Origin of the sequence: Acinetobacter sp. CIP 64.7 (assembly GCF_000369745.1) — a bacterium.
Lineage (GTDB): Bacteria > Pseudomonadota > Gammaproteobacteria > Pseudomonadales > Moraxellaceae > Acinetobacter > Acinetobacter fasciculus.
The window spans coordinates 223504-239608 of record NZ_KB850179.1 but is presented as its reverse complement, the minus strand read 5'-3'; the positions used below and the strand labels follow the sequence as shown (position 1 = coordinate 239608).

The following is a 16105-nucleotide window of genomic DNA, read 5'->3' as shown; positions in this document are numbered from 1 at the left end:
ATTACTGGACTAATGCCAATACTGCTGTGACCGGATCTTCGCTATTGCCAGAAAGTAGCTGCTTGTGCATGGTGATATGCTGCATAACCTGAATCTGCGCTGCTTCAATATCCATCAGTTTTTCAATTTCAGCTGCCAGATTTTCAGGTGTAGCAGCGGATTGGATGAGTTCTTGAATCACTTTTTTGCCAGCAATTATATTTGGTAATGAAAAATATGGGATTTTTACCAGTAATTTGGCAATTCGATAGGTCAGCCAGTGCAATTTATAAAAAGTCACCATCGGACGGTGCAGCAACATCGCTTCAAGCGTTGCAGTTCCAGACGCCAGTGCAATAATATTGGATGCATTCATGACCTGACGGCCAATTTTGGATTCAGCGCTGGTATTTTCCATCAAGCGAATTTGGGTTTTTAAGCTCTCAGGATAAGTGGCCAGTAAACTTTCGATTTGCTGCTTGCGTGCATCATTAATCGCAGGAATCAGAAAGGTATAATCCGGATATTTTTGATGCAGAGTATTAGCTGCATCCAGAACCAAAGGTCCCAAACGCTCAATCTCGCCACGGCGGCTTCCCGGTAATAATGCAATATATTTCTGATCTGGGTCTAGGCCTAATTCTGTCTGAGCCTCCAGAATTGGATTTTCAAGCGGCAATTGGCTAGCGAGCGGATGTCCGACAAAAGCTGCAGGAACATCCCATTTTTTAAAGAACACTTTTTCAAATGGAAACAGGCACAGCACCAGATCAATACTGGCTTTAATGCCATGTATACGGCCTTGACGCCATGCCCAGACCGAAGGACTGACGTATTGCACGGTTTTAATCGGTAACTGTTTTTGTTTAATGGTTTTTGACAAACGCAGGTTAAAATCAGGCGCATCAATCCCGATAAAAATATCGACCGGATCTTTAGTCCAGGTTTCCACCAGACCATCCCGCACAGCAAACAGTTTTTTAATATCTTTTAAAACTTCGACAATGCCCATCACCGACAGAATATCCATCGGATAATAACTTTTAAAACCTTCCGCGATCATTTGTGGACCACCGATACCTTCAAATTCAGCATCAATGCCTTGCTCACGAAAACGGCGAATCAATTTTGCGCCAAGCGTATCTCCAGAAACTTCACCGACCACGATTCCAATTTTAAGTTTTCGATTTAGCAAGTGGGTTTCCTCTCAGATCCGCATGGAAATTTATTGAATCTGGATTCTAACATAATCCTGTGGCTATTCCGGAAGAAGCTTAAGCATCTTCTCATTTTAAGAAACTCACCGTTTAGAATGACTTAGTCAATGATCGAGCTTGCATAACAAGAATTAAATCGACATTTACAGCTACATTAAATTAGACAAAAATGGGTTAAATCGGGCAGTTAAAATCAATCATCATATTCGCACTTTATACATACTCCAGTGAATAAACATGAAAGATCAGCTAATATTCTTCACCTAGCTTTATCTTTTTTATGCATAAGTAAATCAATAATCAAGACAACGACTTATATCCAAAAGTCATAAGATATGCTCGTTTTTTGATTTTGGCATATATGCATGTTTGGTCCGATTGAATTTATTTTAGCAGGCGTTCTGGTAGGTTTTTGTGTAGGTGTCACCGGTGTGGGTGGTGGTTCATTAATGACGCCAATTCTTATCAGTTTATTCCGGATTGAACCGCATATCGCGATTGGTACTGACCTGCTCTATGCCGCGATTTCTAAATTCTGTGGCTCGTTTGTGCATGCCAAGAAAATGAATATTGTCTGGCCGATTGTGATCTGGCTGGCCGTTGGCAGTATTCCCGCATCTTTTGCAACACATTGGGTTCTTGATAACTATCTGAGCCAATCAACGCATTACAAGGCCGTCCTGACCATGGTATTGGGCTTTATGCTAACCATTACCGGCTTATCCATTCTGTTTCGTAGCCAGATCGAAAATCTTTTTAATAAATACAGAAAACAAGAACTACCGGATATGACCCAAGATCTGGAAAAAGTAAAGCTGCAAGCCAAGGAAAAGCGCGTAGCCATTATCATCATGGGCATTATCTTGGGCATATTTGTCACGCTCTCTTCAGTGGGTGCCGGCGCATTTGGCATCATGGCACTTGTAGTGATGTTCCCGAATCTGCCGATGATTCGTATCATTGGCTCAGATGTTGTGCATGCAGTGTTACTGACCCTGGTTGCAGGGCTGGGTCATATGTCTTCAGGCAATGTCGATTTCATGCTGCTCATGTGGTTATTGGTGGGATCTATTCCAGCGATTATTGTCGGCACTTTACTCAGTTCACGTATGCCAGAAAAACTGATCCGCAAAATTTTAGGCATTACCCTGTTTGCGCTGGGTGTGAATTTCATGATTAATCCTGTGAAATCAAAACCGGCTCAACCTGCTGAAACAGCAATGATAATTGTGAGCCAAAATTCCCCGTCCGTTTAAGTTAACTATCCGATTCATCACTTTTTTTTCAAAGAAGTATTCATCTTTTTTATAACAAAGTGACGCATCATTCATGTTATATTCGGGCTATTAAACAACCTTTTGTATGATCGAACCAGTGACGGCAATGAATACACAACAGTCAAATCCTATTTCAGCATCAGATATTGATGACGTGAATATCCACAGCATGATTCCTCTTGTAACCCCTGCTGAGCTTAAAGCAGAGTTACCGTTGACTGAAACTGCTTATCAAACCGTACTGCATGGTCGTGAAACGATTCGTAAAATTCTGGATGGTGAAGACAAACGCCTGTTCGTTGTAATTGGCCCTTGTTCTATCCATGATCCGGCGGCGGCGCATGAATATGCTGAACGCTTAAAAGTACTGAGCGAAAAAGTTAAAGACAGCTTATACATCGTGATGCGGGTTTATTTTGAAAAACCACGGACTACCGTAGGCTGGAAAGGCCTGATCAATGACCCAGACATGAATGATTCATTCAATATTGAAAAAGGTCTGCGTATCGGTCGCAAGCTATTACTTGAACTGAATGAAATGGGCTTGCCATGTGCCACTGAAGCACTTGATCCAAACTCGCCACAGTATTACCAAGACCTGATTTCATGGTCAGCAATTGGTGCACGTACCACAGAAAGCCAGACCCATCGTGAAATGTCTTCTGGTCTTTCTTCACCAGTCGGCTTTAAAAATGGTACTGATGGCGGTTTAACGGTCGCGACCAATGCGATGCAATCTGTGAAACATGGTCACAGCTTCCTCGGTCTGAATGATCAAGGCCAGGTGGCTGTGATTCGCACTTCAGGCAATCCTTATGCTCACGTGGTACTGCGTGGCGGTAATGGCAAGCCGAACTACGATGCAGGCTCGGTTGCCGATGCAGAAGCTGCTCTAGCCAAGGCCAAAGTCAGCACCAAGATCATGATTGATGCCAGCCACGCCAACTCTAACAAAGACCCGTACCTGCAACCACTTGTACTTAAAAACATTTCCGAACAAATTCTTGATGGAAACAAGTCAATTGTTGGTATTATGGTAGAAAGTCATCTTAAGGGTGGTCGTCAGGACATTCCGGCGAACCTGAATGATATGGAATACGGTCAATCCGTTACGGATGGCTGTATCGACTGGGAAACGACTGAAAAAGTTTTACTCGACATGCATGAGGCATTGAAAGACATTTTACCTAATCGTTAAATGATCTGACCAACGCCATCGCCAAGATGGCGTTTGCATTTCTAGAACAAGGAAAATTTATCTGATGAATGATATTGAAACGGCATTAAGCCAGATTGAGAATTTTCAGTTCATACACGAACATCTGTTTAGCTCCGGTCAACCGACCACTACCCAATTACAGCTGATGAAAGAATACGGTGTATCTACAGTCATCAATGTGGCGTTGACCGATAGCGAACAGTATCTGCCGCATGAAGATAAAATTTGCCTTGAGCTGGGACTGAACTATATTCAGGTTCCGATTTCCTGGGAAACCCCTTCAGACAATCAATGCCTGCTGGTACTGGATCTGATCGATCATCTGGTAAAAGAGCAAATGGTCTGGGTACATTGTTCGCAAAACTACCATGTCAGCTGTCTGATGTACTTATATCGTCAGTACTATATGGATATGGATCTACCTACAGCACAAGAATACTTGCATCAGATCTGGGAACCAAATGAAACCTGGACTGGTTTAATGCATGCAGTTGCCCTACAGTTACAAGGCCGTAAAGCAACGCAGGAACTGGAACTTTCCTTAATTAATCCAAATTATTTTGCCTGATTTTATTTACTATGGCTCAATAACACGGTTGCCATCGACATAATGCCTTCCTGACGACCGGTAAAACCTAACTGTTCAGTGGTGGTGGCTTTAATACTGATTTGAGTCACATCAATATCCAAGACATCTGCAATACTTTGACGCATGGCCAAATTGTGTTTCGCCAGTTTTGGACGTTCACAGGCCACGGTAATATCGGCATTATTCAGGTGATAACCACGATCCAGAATTAGCTGATAAACATGCTTGAGTAATACCCGACTATCTGCACCTTTAAACTCAGGATCTGTATCTGGGAAATGCTGGCCAATATCTCCGAGCGCCAAAGCACCCAACAAAGCATCACAGAGTGCATGCAGCACTACATCACCATCCGAATGTGCTTTCAGACCGTGAGTATGCGGAATTTGAATGCCTGCCAGAGTGACAAAATCACCTTCTTCAAATGCATGCACATCCAGCCCCTGGCCAATACGAATTTGTGCGATCACCTTATACATCCTTTAGAAATAGCCCATTGAAATCTTGTACACTTGCTTTCTATTTCGCTATAGTTAGACCAAGCGTAACACAGTGAAAGTATAAGCGATCATGCTACTGAAAACTGATATAAATATGTTGAAAATAATTGGCCTGATGCTCGGTCTGGGGACGATTTCTACGGGTAGCTCAGCGATCACAATGGATTGTAGCGATGACAGCAAAAAAACGGCTGCCATGAATAAAGTCTGCTCAGCATCGCTGGCTGAATCTCGTGAAAAACTCACAGACCAATACTTTACTGCTTTTCTGATTACTGATGCACCTGTGCGTTTATTACAAGATAGCCAACAACTATGGGCGACCCGCTTACAGCAATGCAAAACGCTAGACTGTTTTAAACAGCAGTTTGAATGGCGTTTAGATGATTTAAATGTCTATATTTCACTGAATCAAAGTCTGACCCAGCATTATATTAAGTTTGAACAGGGACAAATCGCCAAGCAGCCCGTGCATCTCAAGATTCATCAACTGACCAAAGACCGGATCAAGATTGAAGGCCTGGCATATCGTAATCCAAATAACCGGACCGAGAAGCAGACCGTTCCTTTTTTAGCCTATACCACGCCTGAGACAAAAAACCAGATCACCGATAATGAAAATGACTGCCGCTATGAGTTTAACTATAGTAAAGCCATTTTAGCGGTCAGTAGCCAGCAGAAAGGCTGTGAACGATTTACCGGTATTTATCGACTATATGATTGATTTAATTTAAAAATATTAAAATTTATTGTTATATAAAATGATATCTTTGATGTAAAAAATAGCCCGCAAGCGGGCTATCAATTTAAGCTGGATAGTATTGCGCAATTTCCTGACTAATCATCGCAGCCGTTGCAGCTGATAAAGTCCAGCCCAGATGACCATGTCCGGTATTGTAAAAGACCCGCTCATGTTTGCCACGGCGTACCACAGGCATCATATTTGGCATCATGGGGCGTAAGCCTGCCCACGGAACAACATGCTCAGTACACAGGTCAAAATTACGATTGGTCCAGTCAATTAAAGGTTGAATTCGGTCAGCACGAATATCCCGGTTATAGCCATTAAACTCGGCTGTTCCTGCAACACGTAAACGATCCTTGCCTAGGCGTGACAAGACAATTTTCGCACTTTCATCTAGCAGACTGACCCAAGGTGCGTTGTTCTGGCTCTGCTCATCATTCAGTTGCACGGTAATCGAGTAGCCTTTGACTGGATAGACATTGACTCGTTCACCAAGTATTTCAGCCAATTGATAGCTGCCAACCCCTGCACAGACCACAATGGCATCTGCATTAATTTCCAGAACATCCTCTGGAGAGGAATGGACATTTTCAGTACTAGGTTTGCATTTAACCCGAATATTCTGAGCCTGATGATCAACAACAAAAACATCTTGACCAAACTCAAATTTCACGCCTTTTTGCATACAGGCTTTGGCCAAACCGGTACTAAATTTATGAATATCCCCGGTGGCATCGCTCTGACAGTAAAATCCTGCATAATAATCGCCAGTTAATGCAGGTTCGATCTGCTTGATTTCTGCATTGGAAATGGCATTGCGCTCCAGACCACCGCTACACAACAGATCATTGACTTTGATCGCAACATCATAATCTGTCTTGTTATGATAAAAATGTAAAATTCCACGTTTTTCTAAATTGAAATCAATATTTTCTGTTTCGGCAATTTCAAATAAGCGTGCTCTTGCCAGTAAAGCCAGCCGTACAGTCTCTCGGGTATTGGCTTCATAATGTTTGATATTGCCCAGAAATTCCATGAGCCAGCTGTATTTATGCACACTGAAAGAAGGATTGAGCAAAAGTGGTGCGGTTTTTTGTGACATCCATTTGATGCCTTTGAGTACCGTGGCTTTCTGGTTCCATACTTCGGCATTACAGGCAGAAAGCTGGCCGCCATTGGCAAAGGATGTTTCCATTGCCGGATAAAGATGCCGATCAACCACAGTCACTTGATAGCCTGATTGTGCCAGCTCATAAGCTGTGGTTACTCCGGTAATACCGGCCCCAATCACCACGACATGACGCATAGACACCTCCTTGATTATATTGATGTCTTTTCCCATCTGTCATGTGTACCTGAGAGCTTCGGTAGATACATTGCACATCAATGCGGCCACCTTCCCCTTCGGTGAGTGATTGAACACTTCTCTCCAGAGTTTTTATCCATTATCACAGTCCTTTTGCCTGAGAGTTTCCTGGGAACTTGCTCCTTCGGCGAATGCAGAAGCATTTCTCTCCTGCAATAATGTTTTATTATCATGAGCAATTTATATACCATTTTTAGGAGAAACACAGTTTTTATTTATGTTAATTCACGTGAATTTATCCATGATTCTTTTTTTTAATTAACAGTATACATGTGTGATAGAGGATATTGCCTAGATATTAAATTTTTAGATTTTGCTGCCGTAAGTAAAACGAGTAAGTTCTACCCTTTATAAAATTCCAGAACTTATTTAATTTTGGCGCTTAAATAGAACTCAACATTTGCTTAGGCTATTTTAATAATTCAAAGTATATGTCATCCAAAGCAAAATTTAGACTTTTATCATTTATTCTAGAATTTTAGATAATCCAAGAAAGCATCAGTACTAAGCTTCCTGCTGCGACCACTGTTTGTACACTGATAATACTAGCCATTAACTCACTATCGCCACCATACACCCGGGTTAAGACATACGAAGCTGAGGCGGTAGGAAGTGCAAAGAACAAGACCAATACCTGAGTAGTTAATGCATCAATCTGGAAAATTTTACACACTAAAAATGCAATCAGCGGCATTCCGAACAGGCGACCAAAGGTTATCAGGCTGAGTGGCAATACATCACGCTGAAAACCCTGAAACTGTAAGGCTGCTCCCACACACATCAAACCGAGCGGCAAACTGCACAGTGCAATCTGTTTAAGGAACTGCTCTGTTCCAGTCCAGAGTGACAAACCGGAAAGATTAAATAAACCACCCACTATACAGCCTAAAATTAATGGATTTTTAGACAAATCCAGGACGATTTTTTTCAGCTGCATATCGTGGCTACGGGTAAATGCCAGCACTGACAAGATATTCACCAAAGGAATACACAGCACCATGATCACAGCGAAAATAGTCATACCCTGCTGCTGAAATAAGGCGCTGACAGCAGCAAGGCCAATATAGGTATTAAAGCGCAGTAAACCTTGAACATAGACGCCGAAACGCGCATAGGAAATTCGGTAAATTTGGCGCAAGATATACAGCGCAATACTGACCACAGCCATGATGCTAAATACGACCAGTACTACATCCTGAATGACATCCATTTGAATCTTGGCAGTGGCCAGATTTAAAAACAGCATCACCGGAAACAGTGCATAATAATTTAACTTTTCTGCGCCTCGCCAAAAATCATCACTCAACCATTGCCTGCGCTTAAGTAAATAGCCAAAGCTGATCAGTCCGATGAGAGGAAATAAAGAAGTTAAAATAATATGCAGCATATGACATCCTGGTCTGTTTTCTGCCTAATCTTAAGTCACTTAGACTGAACAGAAAACTTAGCATGTTCAGGAGCTTTCCCACTACTCAATTTAAGCAGTAAAAAGCTTGAATTTTCATCAACTAATCATATTGATTTGCTGATTTTTTCTAAAATCAGCAAATGTAACGGAATCAACGGTTCTCCGACATTTTGACCCAGTGGATATGCTTCAATCTTTTCGGTCAGCTGATAGCCACGGCGCTGATAATATGCCAGCAGTTCAATACGGACATTTAATACTGACATCTGAATCACTTTCTTTTTAAATATTTTGAAAATATGGGATTCGGCAAAGTCCAATAATTGCTTGCCATAACCCGAGTTTTGCTCAGCAGGTGCAACAGCAAAGCTTTCAATCTCTGCTACTTGCTGTCCTAAGCTCACGCCAATACAACCAAGAAGCTTATTATCAATTTCCAACACAAAGAGCTGAAAATTTTCTAAATTGAGCAAGTCATATAACTGTTTTTCTTGAATACGATCACCCTGGATCATTCCTTCTTCTGTGGTCCATCCACCCCGAGTACGATAAGCTGTATTAATCAGCATAGTAAGTTGCTGAACATCAGCCTTGCTCGCCAATCGTATATTTTTATAGTGATTCATTTTATAAATAAAAAAAGTCAGACCGGAGTCTGACTTTAAAACAATTTCACTTTAAAGTTAAAGCAAATTATTTAGGTTCAATCGGTGCAAATGGCGCAACAACATCGGCATTTTGCGCACGGTGACGCATGAAGTGATCCATCAGCACAATCGCCAGCATCGCTTCAGCAATCGGGGTTGCACGCACACCTACGCAAGGATCATGACGACCTTTGGTCAACACATCAGTATCTTCACGATCAATATTGATGGTTTTACCTGGCGTGGTGATAGATGCAGTCGGTTTCAACGCAATCGCAACACGGATGTCTTGACCGCTAGAAATACCACCTAAAATACCGCCAGCATGATTGGCCAGGAAGCCTTCTGTGGTGAGTTCATCACGGCTTTCATGACCAAACTGTTCAGCGACACCAAAACCATCACCGATTTCGACACCTTTAACGGCATTAATCGACATCATGGCATGCGCAATGTCAGCATCTAGACGATCAAAGACTGGCTCGCCCCAACCCACTGGCACTTTAGATGCAATGATCTCGAGTTTAGCGCCACAACTGGTACCTTGCTCACGCAAAGACGTCACTAGCGCTTCAAAACGTGGTACTGCATCCACATCGCCACAGAAAAACGGATTGTTTAGAACTTCATTCCAGTCCAGCTTCTCTGTTTTTTCGGTGCCGATCTGGGTTACATGACCACGAATCTCAATGCCAAATTTCTCGAAAAGGAATTTCTTGGCAATTGCACCCGCTGCAACACGCATTGCGGTTTCGCGTGCGCTTGAACGACCACCGCCACGGTAGTCACGGAAACCATACTTTTGGGTATAGGTATAGTCAGCATGACCCGGGCGGAAAGTTTGTGCGATATTGCCGTAGTCTTTCGATTTTTGATCCGTATTACGAATTAACAAACCAATTGAAGTACCCGTGGTTTTACCCTCAAACACACCGGAAATAATTTCTACTTCATCGGGTTCTTTACGCTGGGTTGCAAATTTCGATGTACCCGGCTTACGGCGGTCCAGATCCTTTTGCAAATCAGCTTCAGTCAGCTCAATGCCGGGTGGAACCCCATCGATGATGGCCATCAGGCCAACACCATGAGATTCACCACAAGTCGTTACACGGAACAGTTGCCCTATACTATTACCTGCCATGTCAAACGACTCCTTATGCAATAGACTGAATAAATAAATCGCGGTAGGTACGGCATTGCTCTGCAGTCAATGCAAAGATACCCGTACCACCTTTCTGGAATTGCAACCAGTAGAAATCAACCGAATTGAAGTTTTGGCGCATTGCCCATTCTGAGTTACCCACTTCGATCACGATCAGGCCATTCTCAGTCAGATAATCTGCAGCTTGAGCCAGCATTTTACGTACCAGATCCAGACCATCCTGACCTGCAGCAAGCGCAAGCTCAGGCTCATGATGGAATTCCTCAGGCAAATCCGCCATATCTTCCGCATCGACATACGGCGGATTAGATACGATTAAATCGTATTGATTTTCGGCTGGAATTTTTTCAAACAGATCTGATTCAAGCAAAGCGATCTGATATTGCTTGTCATGATGCTCAGTATTGATTTGCGCAACTTCTAAGGCTTCTTTGGAAATATCAGTCGCATCCACTTCCGCTTCAGGGAAAGCATAAGCCAAGGCAATCGCGATACAGCCTGAACCGGTACACATATCTAGAATACGTTGAGGCGTCTTTGGATTCGGGTTTTCCGGCAAGTTGTTGACTGCCTCACCCATTTGACCATGTTCGCCCAGGAAATACGGGGCAAAACGGTTCTGAATCAGTTCAGCAATCGGTGAACGAGGGATTAGCACGCGCTCATCAACGTAATAAGGTTTACCGTCGAAGTAAGCCAGGTTCAATAAATATGAAGTTGGTACTTTTTCATTAATACGGCGTTCCAGCAGACTTAAAAATTCGGCTTTTTCACTTGGTAATAATTTGGCATCTAAAATTTCAGCGTCCGCTTTCCATTCTAGCGACAGGGTTTGCAGCACTAGCGCTGAACTTTCAGCAAAATAATCTTCTGTGCCTTGGCCCAAATGTGCATCGTATTGACGTAATGCTGTCACACCAAAACGAATAAAATCACGAATGGTGGTTAAATTTTCAGCGGCTTCCTGCATATGTTCAGGGCTAATAGTCGGTCGATCCACTTAAGGCGTCTCCAAGGTCATTTTTTTAAACGCCTTATGATACCTTGTTTTGCCTGCTTTTATAATGCTAAAAGCATGAAAAACACGAATTCTCTACGCTCACAAAAATTATAAAACTCCTGTTTTTGTGAGCGATTATGCAGATAAATGTTTACTTTATTCAGAGGTGTTTTTGTTAAATATCCATGTTAATGGTATGACGACTTATCGAAAACCGGACGCATAAGAACGAGATTGATAAAGATTAGCCTGATCCATGATCAAAGCCAGCATACATTGACCCTGTTGCTGCTTGGCATATTTTCCTGACATTCTAAAGTTACATTGCTGGGACAGTTTACGCTCCCACAATACATGCTGACTGCGAATGGCGGCGGTCTGGTTCGGATTCAATTTAAGATAAGTTTTATAGTTTTTCTTCAGACGTTTATTGTGAACTTTCAGCTCTTTTTCCAGGCATTTTTCCGCTTTGGGTGTATTACCATAACTAAAATTCATGCACTGTGTATATTCCTTGGAATACCCAACAGCAGCCTGTGTCTGAACCGCAGTACCCGCAAAAATTGCAACTAAAAACCATGCAAGACGCATAACTTCCCCTTGACCGAAACCGGTACAATCCCAATAAATGTTTAACAATCAATATTGTTTAAATTATCCACTGATATTAACGCAGTCCAGACAAAAATCCTATGCCTTTCTCGGAATGAAAGATTAAACAGTTGCACAATTGAAAATTGGCACATGACCCACATATAATCCGCATTCAATCTTCAAATGAGCCCAGATCTATGAGCTATAAGCACAATAATCTTATGGCGATGCGCCAGAATTACTGGAATGATAAAGCCTCCAGTCAGGTGCAGCAAGAAAAGGTATTTTTGCAGTCGACCTTAATGCAACATGGCGTATTTACCAATGCGACATTGGACGATGCTAAATATCTGTTTTTTGGCTTGCCAAGTATTGTGATTGTAAAAGGCTATGCTTTGGGCTTCATGCATGACAGCGTACAGCGCCTGATTCATCAACATATTCAAACAAATAAACAACAGTTACAACAACGATCCGAATTAAAAATCCAATTTCAAATGGCATAATGCCCTGTCTAAACTGATACAAGTTGGTGAATAAATGAAAGCTTGCCTAGCTTTTACTATGAATTCAGCGGCTTAAACTTTTTTAATACGTGCAGAAACGCTACTATCCCTTACAATGATTTATTCTGCTTCATGCTGATGATGAAAGGATCGAGTTTACATGTCAGATCAGAACGATAAGCTTAAACAACTGAAAACCTCCTCTATGGATCGACGCTTATCGATCGCAAAGGCATCCTTGCTGGCAGGCACGCGTTGGGCGGCTTCTAGTGCAAGCTCCATGTTCTCAAGTGAAGAAGAAAAAGAAAAAAAACGTAAAAAAGCCATGAAAGAACAGGCCGATTATCTGGTAGCAGAAATTGGCAAGCTGAAAGGGTCTATCGTTAAAATTGGCCAGATGATGGCGCTGTACGGTGAGCATTTTCTGCCAGAAGAAGTCACTCAAGCTCTAAATACCCTGAACAATCAGACGGTGGCATTGGCATGGCCAGCCATCAAGGCCCAGTTACAGCAACAACTCGGTTCAAAACTCGACGATCTCACCATTGATCATGAACCTTTGGGCACAGCTTCTTTGGCACAGGTACATCGCGCTACCCGAAAATCTGATGGCATGGAACTGGTGTTAAAAATTCAGTATCCGGGTGTGGCAGAAGCCATTGATTCGGATATGAGCCTGTTTAAAAACATGCTGAAATTGACCCGTATCGTACCGCAGACCCGCGAATTCGACCAATGGTTCGATGAAGTCCGTGAGATGATGCATCGTGAAGTAAATTATCAGATTGAAGCAGATACCACGCGTCGTTTTGCTGCCCGTTTAAAAGATGATCCTCGCTATATCGTCCCGACCATTATTAATGAATATTGCTCTGATCGTGTGCTGTGCATGACCTTTGAACGTGGTGTGCCGATCAACAGCCCGGTGATGTTGTCCCTGCCCCAAGAACGCCGCAACCAGTTAGGGGAAGCCTCTCTGGAAATTGCAATACGTGAAATTTTCGAATGGGGCGAGATGCAAACCGATCCGAACTTTGGTAATTATCTGGTTCGTCTGGGCAATGGTACAGATGTGCACGACAAGATCATTCTGCTCGACTTTGGCGCGATCCGTCAGTTTGACCAGCATCTGCTCAGTGTTGCGCGTAACCTGATTCAGGCAGGCTATCATCATGACTCGGATATGATGGTCAAGGCGATGACCGGTTATGAGTTTTTTGATTCGATTCCGCAAAGCATCAAACCGGATATGGCCAAAGTCTTTTTACTGGCCACCGAAGCGTTTAGTTCACCGCTAAATAATCAGGAATTGCCAGCCGGCATCATGGATGAACATAATCGCTATGACTGGAAAAAAAGCCAGCTGCATAGCCGTGTGATGCAACAGGCGTCGAGATCTATGGCTTCACGTTATTTCAGTGTTCCACCCAAAGAATTTATGTTTATTAGCCGTAAATTTATTGGTGCCTATACTTTTATGACCGTAATTGATGCCAAAACCAATGTGCGTGCCATGATTAAACATCATCTCTCTTAAAATAAAACCTGCATCAAAAAGACCCGGATGATTTTGTCATTCGGGTCAATTTTTAGACATATTCGATTTTTGGTGGTGTTTCAAAAAGTATGCTGAAAAAAACAATATGGCTTTTGATAAAATAGAGGTATGAAAATAACGCTACAAATCAAATGTCCTACCTGTCTAAGTAACAATATAAAGAGAAATGGCATCAAAGTAGATGGGAAACAAAACCATCAGTGCAAAGATTGCAAACGTCAATTTATTGGTGATCATGCATTAAGCTATCAAGGATGTAACTCAGGTATTACCGGCAAGATATTACATTTAATGGTCAGAGGAAGCGGTGTAAGAGATATTGCTGAAGTCGAGCGTATCAGCATTGGCAAGGTATTACGAACCTTAAGTGAATCGATCTATCAGATTCAGCCTAAACAAAGCCACTACGAATGTCTTGAAGTCGATGAACTTTGGACTTTTGTAGGGAATAAGAAAAATAAACAATGGCTTATTTATGCCTACCATCGAGAATCTGGAGAAATTGTTGCTTATGTTTGGGGTAAGCGGGATTTAGCAACGGTTCAACGTCTTAAAGCTAGACTTAAAAAGCTTGGGGTTCAATATGCTCGAATTGCGAGTGATCATTGGGATAGTTTTATCACAGCATTTCAATGTTGCAAGCAAGTGATCGGTAAGTTTTTTACCGTCGGTATTGAAGGTAACAATTGTAGAATTCGTCATCGAATCAGGCGTGGATTTAGGAGAAGTTGCAACTTTTCTAAAAAGCTCGAAAATCATTTTAAAGCCTTTGATTTGACTTTCTTTTACCTTAATAACGGATTTGTTTAACGCCAGCATACTTTTTGAAACACCACCCGATTTTTTATATTTTTATATTTTTATCTTTCTTTTATTTTTCATTAATTTATTCCTCCATTTCTTCAATCCCCGAAACCTAAAAATTGTCAATCATTCGTGTCAGGGATGACATGGTTTTATCTCTGAGTGCATGTCAGTATTAAAAAAAATAACGTGACAACACCTTTAGGATAATCAGAATGAATAATATGGTGAATAAAGCCCAAGGATTTGGCTTGTCCATACTGACCAAAATCGCGGGTAGCGAAGTATTAGACCAGTTAAAGCTTCGGAAATTTGTAGAAAAATCACTTTATCAAAGTTCAAAAGTAGGATTCAAAACCCTGAGTCAAACCCAGAAAATCCTGAAATCTGGCCAGAAGATTCAAAAACAGCGTCTGCCGCATCAGTCTAAATCCTTATTTGATCTAAACCTGACTGAAGAACAGCAAATGACCTGTGATGCCATGCAGCAATTTGCCCAAGAGGTGCTGTATCCCTTGGCGCATGATGCAGATCAGCATGAATTATTTCCCCATGAACTCTGGCAATACAGCACTGATTTAGGTCTGAATTTCTATGCCCTGCCTGAAGCATTGGGGGGCGTTGCATCAGAACAGGATATTGTCAGCAATATTTTAATCGCTCAACATTTGGCACAAGGAGATTTCAGCCTGACCGCTGGCTTACTTTCGACTTTTAGTGTCATTAACGCCATTACCCGCTGGGGCTCAGAGCAAATTCAGGCAGAATATCTGGGCACTTTCGCAGAAAATCCTGAATTAAAGGCTACCTTTGCGGTGCAGGAAGAAACAGCAGCGTTTAACCCGGAGCAACTTAAAACCAAGGCTGTTGCACATCAGGGACATTATCTGATTCGGGGTGAAAAGACCTTAGTGCTCTTGGGAGAAAGTGCCGATCTGTATCTGGTCAGTGCTGATCTGGATGGCAGAGCTGAGGTCTTTGTGGTGCAACGCGACAGCACCATCACTGCGAAAAAGTCGCCTGCTATGGGTTTAAAGGCAACAGAAACAGTCACGCTCAAATTTGAAAATACTCCAGCACAGCGTCTGGGAGATGAAGATTTTGATTATCGTGCATTCGTAGATTTGGGCAATTTGATGTGGTGTGCAATGGCAGTAGGTACCTGTGAAGCCATTAAGAAATATTGTGTGCAATACGCCAATGAACGTATCGCTTTTGGCGAACCGATTTCCCATCGTCAGAGTGTCGCCTTTATGATTGCCGATATGGCCATTGAAATTGACGCAATGCAAGTGTTGATCTTGAATGCCGCTAGTCTGGCTGAATCGGGACAAAACTTTCATCGTGAAGCCTATCTGGCCCGTCTGCTCTGCGCAGAAAAATCCATGAAAATCGGCACCGATGGTGTACAGATTTTGGGTGGTCATGGTTTCACCAAAGAACATCCGGTAGAACGCTGGTATAGAGACCTGAGAGCCACTGCCATTCTCCATTCTGGCTTGCATGCCTGATCAAAACATAAAGAAGAACAATA

At 42.3% G+C, this 16105-nt stretch carries 16 protein-coding genes and 1 riboswitch; of the genes, 8 read left to right on the top strand and 8 right to left on the bottom strand.

The genetic code is table 11. The annotated features are described in order from the left end of the window. Window position 1: 1 nt before the first annotated feature. The gene (gene lpxB / locus F890_RS07560; RefSeq protein WP_005266269.1) at window positions 2-1174 is read right to left on the bottom strand and encodes a lipid-A-disaccharide synthase; all 1173 of its coding nucleotides are present in this window, start codon (window positions 1172-1174) and stop codon (window positions 2-4) included. Window positions 1175-1561: 387 nt separating this feature from the next. Between lpxB and F890_RS07555 the strand changes: the two genes are divergently transcribed. The 3 genes from F890_RS07555 to F890_RS07545 all read left to right on the top strand — a co-directional run bounded on the left by F890_RS07555 (window position 1562) and on the right by F890_RS07545 (window position 4260). Next, complete coding sequence (locus tag F890_RS07555) at window positions 1562-2452, top strand: sulfite exporter TauE/SafE family protein (protein WP_005266268.1); 891 nt, start codon at window positions 1562-1564, stop codon at window positions 2450-2452. Between the two features lie 127 nt (window positions 2453-2579). Further along, the gene (locus F890_RS07550; RefSeq protein ID WP_174766804.1) at window positions 2580-3671 is read left to right on the top strand and encodes a 3-deoxy-7-phosphoheptulonate synthase; all 1092 of its coding nucleotides are present in this window, start codon (window positions 2580-2582) and stop codon (window positions 3669-3671) included. Window positions 3672-3735: 64 nt separating this feature from the next. Beyond that, the gene (locus F890_RS07545; RefSeq protein ID WP_005251987.1) at window positions 3736-4260 is read left to right on the top strand and encodes a protein tyrosine phosphatase family protein; all 525 of its coding nucleotides are present in this window, start codon (window positions 3736-3738) and stop codon (window positions 4258-4260) included. Between the two features lie 2 nt (window positions 4261-4262). Here F890_RS07545 and ispF read toward each other — a convergent pair whose 3' ends face one another. Next, on the bottom strand, window positions 4263-4751 hold the full coding sequence (gene ispF / locus F890_RS07540) for a 2-C-methyl-D-erythritol 2,4-cyclodiphosphate synthase (protein ID WP_005266267.1): 489 nt from the start codon (window positions 4749-4751) through the stop codon (window positions 4263-4265). Window positions 4752-4851: 100 nt separating this feature from the next. On the opposite strand from ispF, the gene F890_RS07535 reads away from it, so the two are divergent. Next, window positions 4852-5505: an A1S_1983 family putative colistin resistance protein gene (locus tag F890_RS07535; protein ID WP_005266266.1), complete on the top strand. Its 654-nt coding sequence runs from the start codon at window positions 4852-4854 to the stop codon at window positions 5503-5505. Window positions 5506-5587: 82 nt separating this feature from the next. On the opposite strand, the gene F890_RS07530 is transcribed toward F890_RS07535, so the two are convergent. From F890_RS07530 to F890_RS07505, 6 genes are all read right to left on the bottom strand, one after another. Then, the gene (locus F890_RS07530; RefSeq protein ID WP_005266264.1) at window positions 5588-6832 is read right to left on the bottom strand and encodes a D-amino acid dehydrogenase; all 1245 of its coding nucleotides are present in this window, start codon (window positions 6830-6832) and stop codon (window positions 5588-5590) included. A 135-nt stretch (window positions 6833-6967) separates the two neighbouring features. After that, window positions 6968-7055, bottom strand: a riboswitch (glycine riboswitch). Window positions 7056-7370: 315 nt separating this feature from the next. Further along, window positions 7371-8279, bottom strand: coding sequence for an AEC family transporter (locus F890_RS07525; protein WP_005266263.1), 909 nt, complete (start codon window positions 8277-8279; stop codon window positions 7371-7373). A gap of 125 nt (window positions 8280-8404) precedes the next feature. Continuing rightward, the gene (locus tag F890_RS07520) at window positions 8405-8926 is read right to left on the bottom strand and encodes a GNAT family N-acetyltransferase (protein WP_005266260.1); all 522 of its coding nucleotides are present in this window, start codon (window positions 8924-8926) and stop codon (window positions 8405-8407) included. Between the two features lie 67 nt (window positions 8927-8993). Next, window positions 8994-10088: a chorismate synthase gene (gene aroC / locus F890_RS07515; protein WP_005266258.1), complete on the bottom strand. Its 1095-nt coding sequence runs from the start codon at window positions 10086-10088 to the stop codon at window positions 8994-8996. 13 nt (window positions 10089-10101) lie between these two features. Continuing rightward, the gene (gene prmB, locus F890_RS07510) at window positions 10102-11109 is read right to left on the bottom strand and encodes a 50S ribosomal protein L3 N(5)-glutamine methyltransferase (RefSeq protein ID WP_005246127.1); all 1008 of its coding nucleotides are present in this window, start codon (window positions 11107-11109) and stop codon (window positions 10102-10104) included. A gap of 204 nt (window positions 11110-11313) precedes the next feature. Then, window positions 11314-11700: a lysozyme inhibitor LprI family protein gene (locus F890_RS07505; protein WP_005266256.1), complete on the bottom strand. Its 387-nt coding sequence runs from the start codon at window positions 11698-11700 to the stop codon at window positions 11314-11316. A 200-nt stretch (window positions 11701-11900) separates the two neighbouring features. Between F890_RS07505 and F890_RS07500 the strand changes: the two genes are divergently transcribed. From F890_RS07500 to F890_RS07485, 4 genes are all read left to right on the top strand, one after another. Next, window positions 11901-12209, top strand: a complete 309-nt coding sequence (locus F890_RS07500; RefSeq protein ID WP_004647105.1) for a hypothetical protein — start codon at window positions 11901-11903, stop codon at window positions 12207-12209. A 160-nt stretch (window positions 12210-12369) separates the two neighbouring features. Further along, complete coding sequence (locus tag F890_RS07495; RefSeq protein ID WP_005266254.1) at window positions 12370-13746, top strand: ABC1 kinase family protein; 1377 nt, start codon at window positions 12370-12372, stop codon at window positions 13744-13746. A gap of 129 nt (window positions 13747-13875) precedes the next feature. Further along, the gene (locus F890_RS07490; protein ID WP_004282345.1) at window positions 13876-14577 is read left to right on the top strand and encodes an IS1 family transposase; all 702 of its coding nucleotides are present in this window, start codon (window positions 13876-13878) and stop codon (window positions 14575-14577) included. A gap of 218 nt (window positions 14578-14795) precedes the next feature. Beyond that, window positions 14796-16082: an acyl-CoA dehydrogenase family protein gene (locus F890_RS07485; RefSeq protein ID WP_171058350.1), complete on the top strand. Its 1287-nt coding sequence runs from the start codon at window positions 14796-14798 to the stop codon at window positions 16080-16082. The last annotated feature ends 23 nt before the right edge of the window (window positions 16083-16105 follow it).

Coding starts and splice junctions, on each gene's coding strand:
- F890_RS07555 (WP_005266268.1), top strand. CDS start 1,562: ATGTTTGGTCCGATTGAATTTATTTTAGCAGGCGTTCTGGTAGGTTTT.
- F890_RS07550 (WP_174766804.1), top strand. CDS start 2,580: ATGAATACACAACAGTCAAATCCTATTTCAGCATCAGATATTGATGAC.
- F890_RS07545 (WP_005251987.1), top strand. CDS start 3,736: ATGAATGATATTGAAACGGCATTAAGCCAGATTGAGAATTTTCAGTTC.
- F890_RS07535 (WP_005266266.1), top strand. CDS start 4,852: ATGCTACTGAAAACTGATATAAATATGTTGAAAATAATTGGCCTGATG.
- F890_RS07530 (WP_005266264.1), bottom strand. CDS start 6,832: ATGCGTCATGTCGTGGTGATTGGGGCCGGTATTACCGGAGTAACCACA.
- F890_RS07525 (WP_005266263.1), bottom strand. CDS start 8,279: ATGCTGCATATTATTTTAACTTCTTTATTTCCTCTCATCGGACTGATC.
- F890_RS07520 (WP_005266260.1), bottom strand. CDS start 8,926: ATGAATCACTATAAAAATATACGATTGGCGAGCAAGGCTGATGTTCAG.
- aroC (WP_005266258.1), bottom strand. CDS start 10,088: ATGGCAGGTAATAGTATAGGGCAACTGTTCCGTGTAACGACTTGTGGT.
- F890_RS07505 (WP_005266256.1), bottom strand. CDS start 11,700: ATGCGTCTTGCATGGTTTTTAGTTGCAATTTTTGCGGGTACTGCGGTT.
- F890_RS07500 (WP_004647105.1), top strand. CDS start 11,901: ATGAGCTATAAGCACAATAATCTTATGGCGATGCGCCAGAATTACTGG.
- F890_RS07495 (WP_005266254.1), top strand. CDS start 12,370: ATGTCAGATCAGAACGATAAGCTTAAACAACTGAAAACCTCCTCTATG.
- F890_RS07490 (WP_004282345.1), top strand. CDS start 13,876: ATGAAAATAACGCTACAAATCAAATGTCCTACCTGTCTAAGTAACAAT.
- F890_RS07485 (WP_171058350.1), top strand. CDS start 14,796: ATGGTGAATAAAGCCCAAGGATTTGGCTTGTCCATACTGACCAAAATC.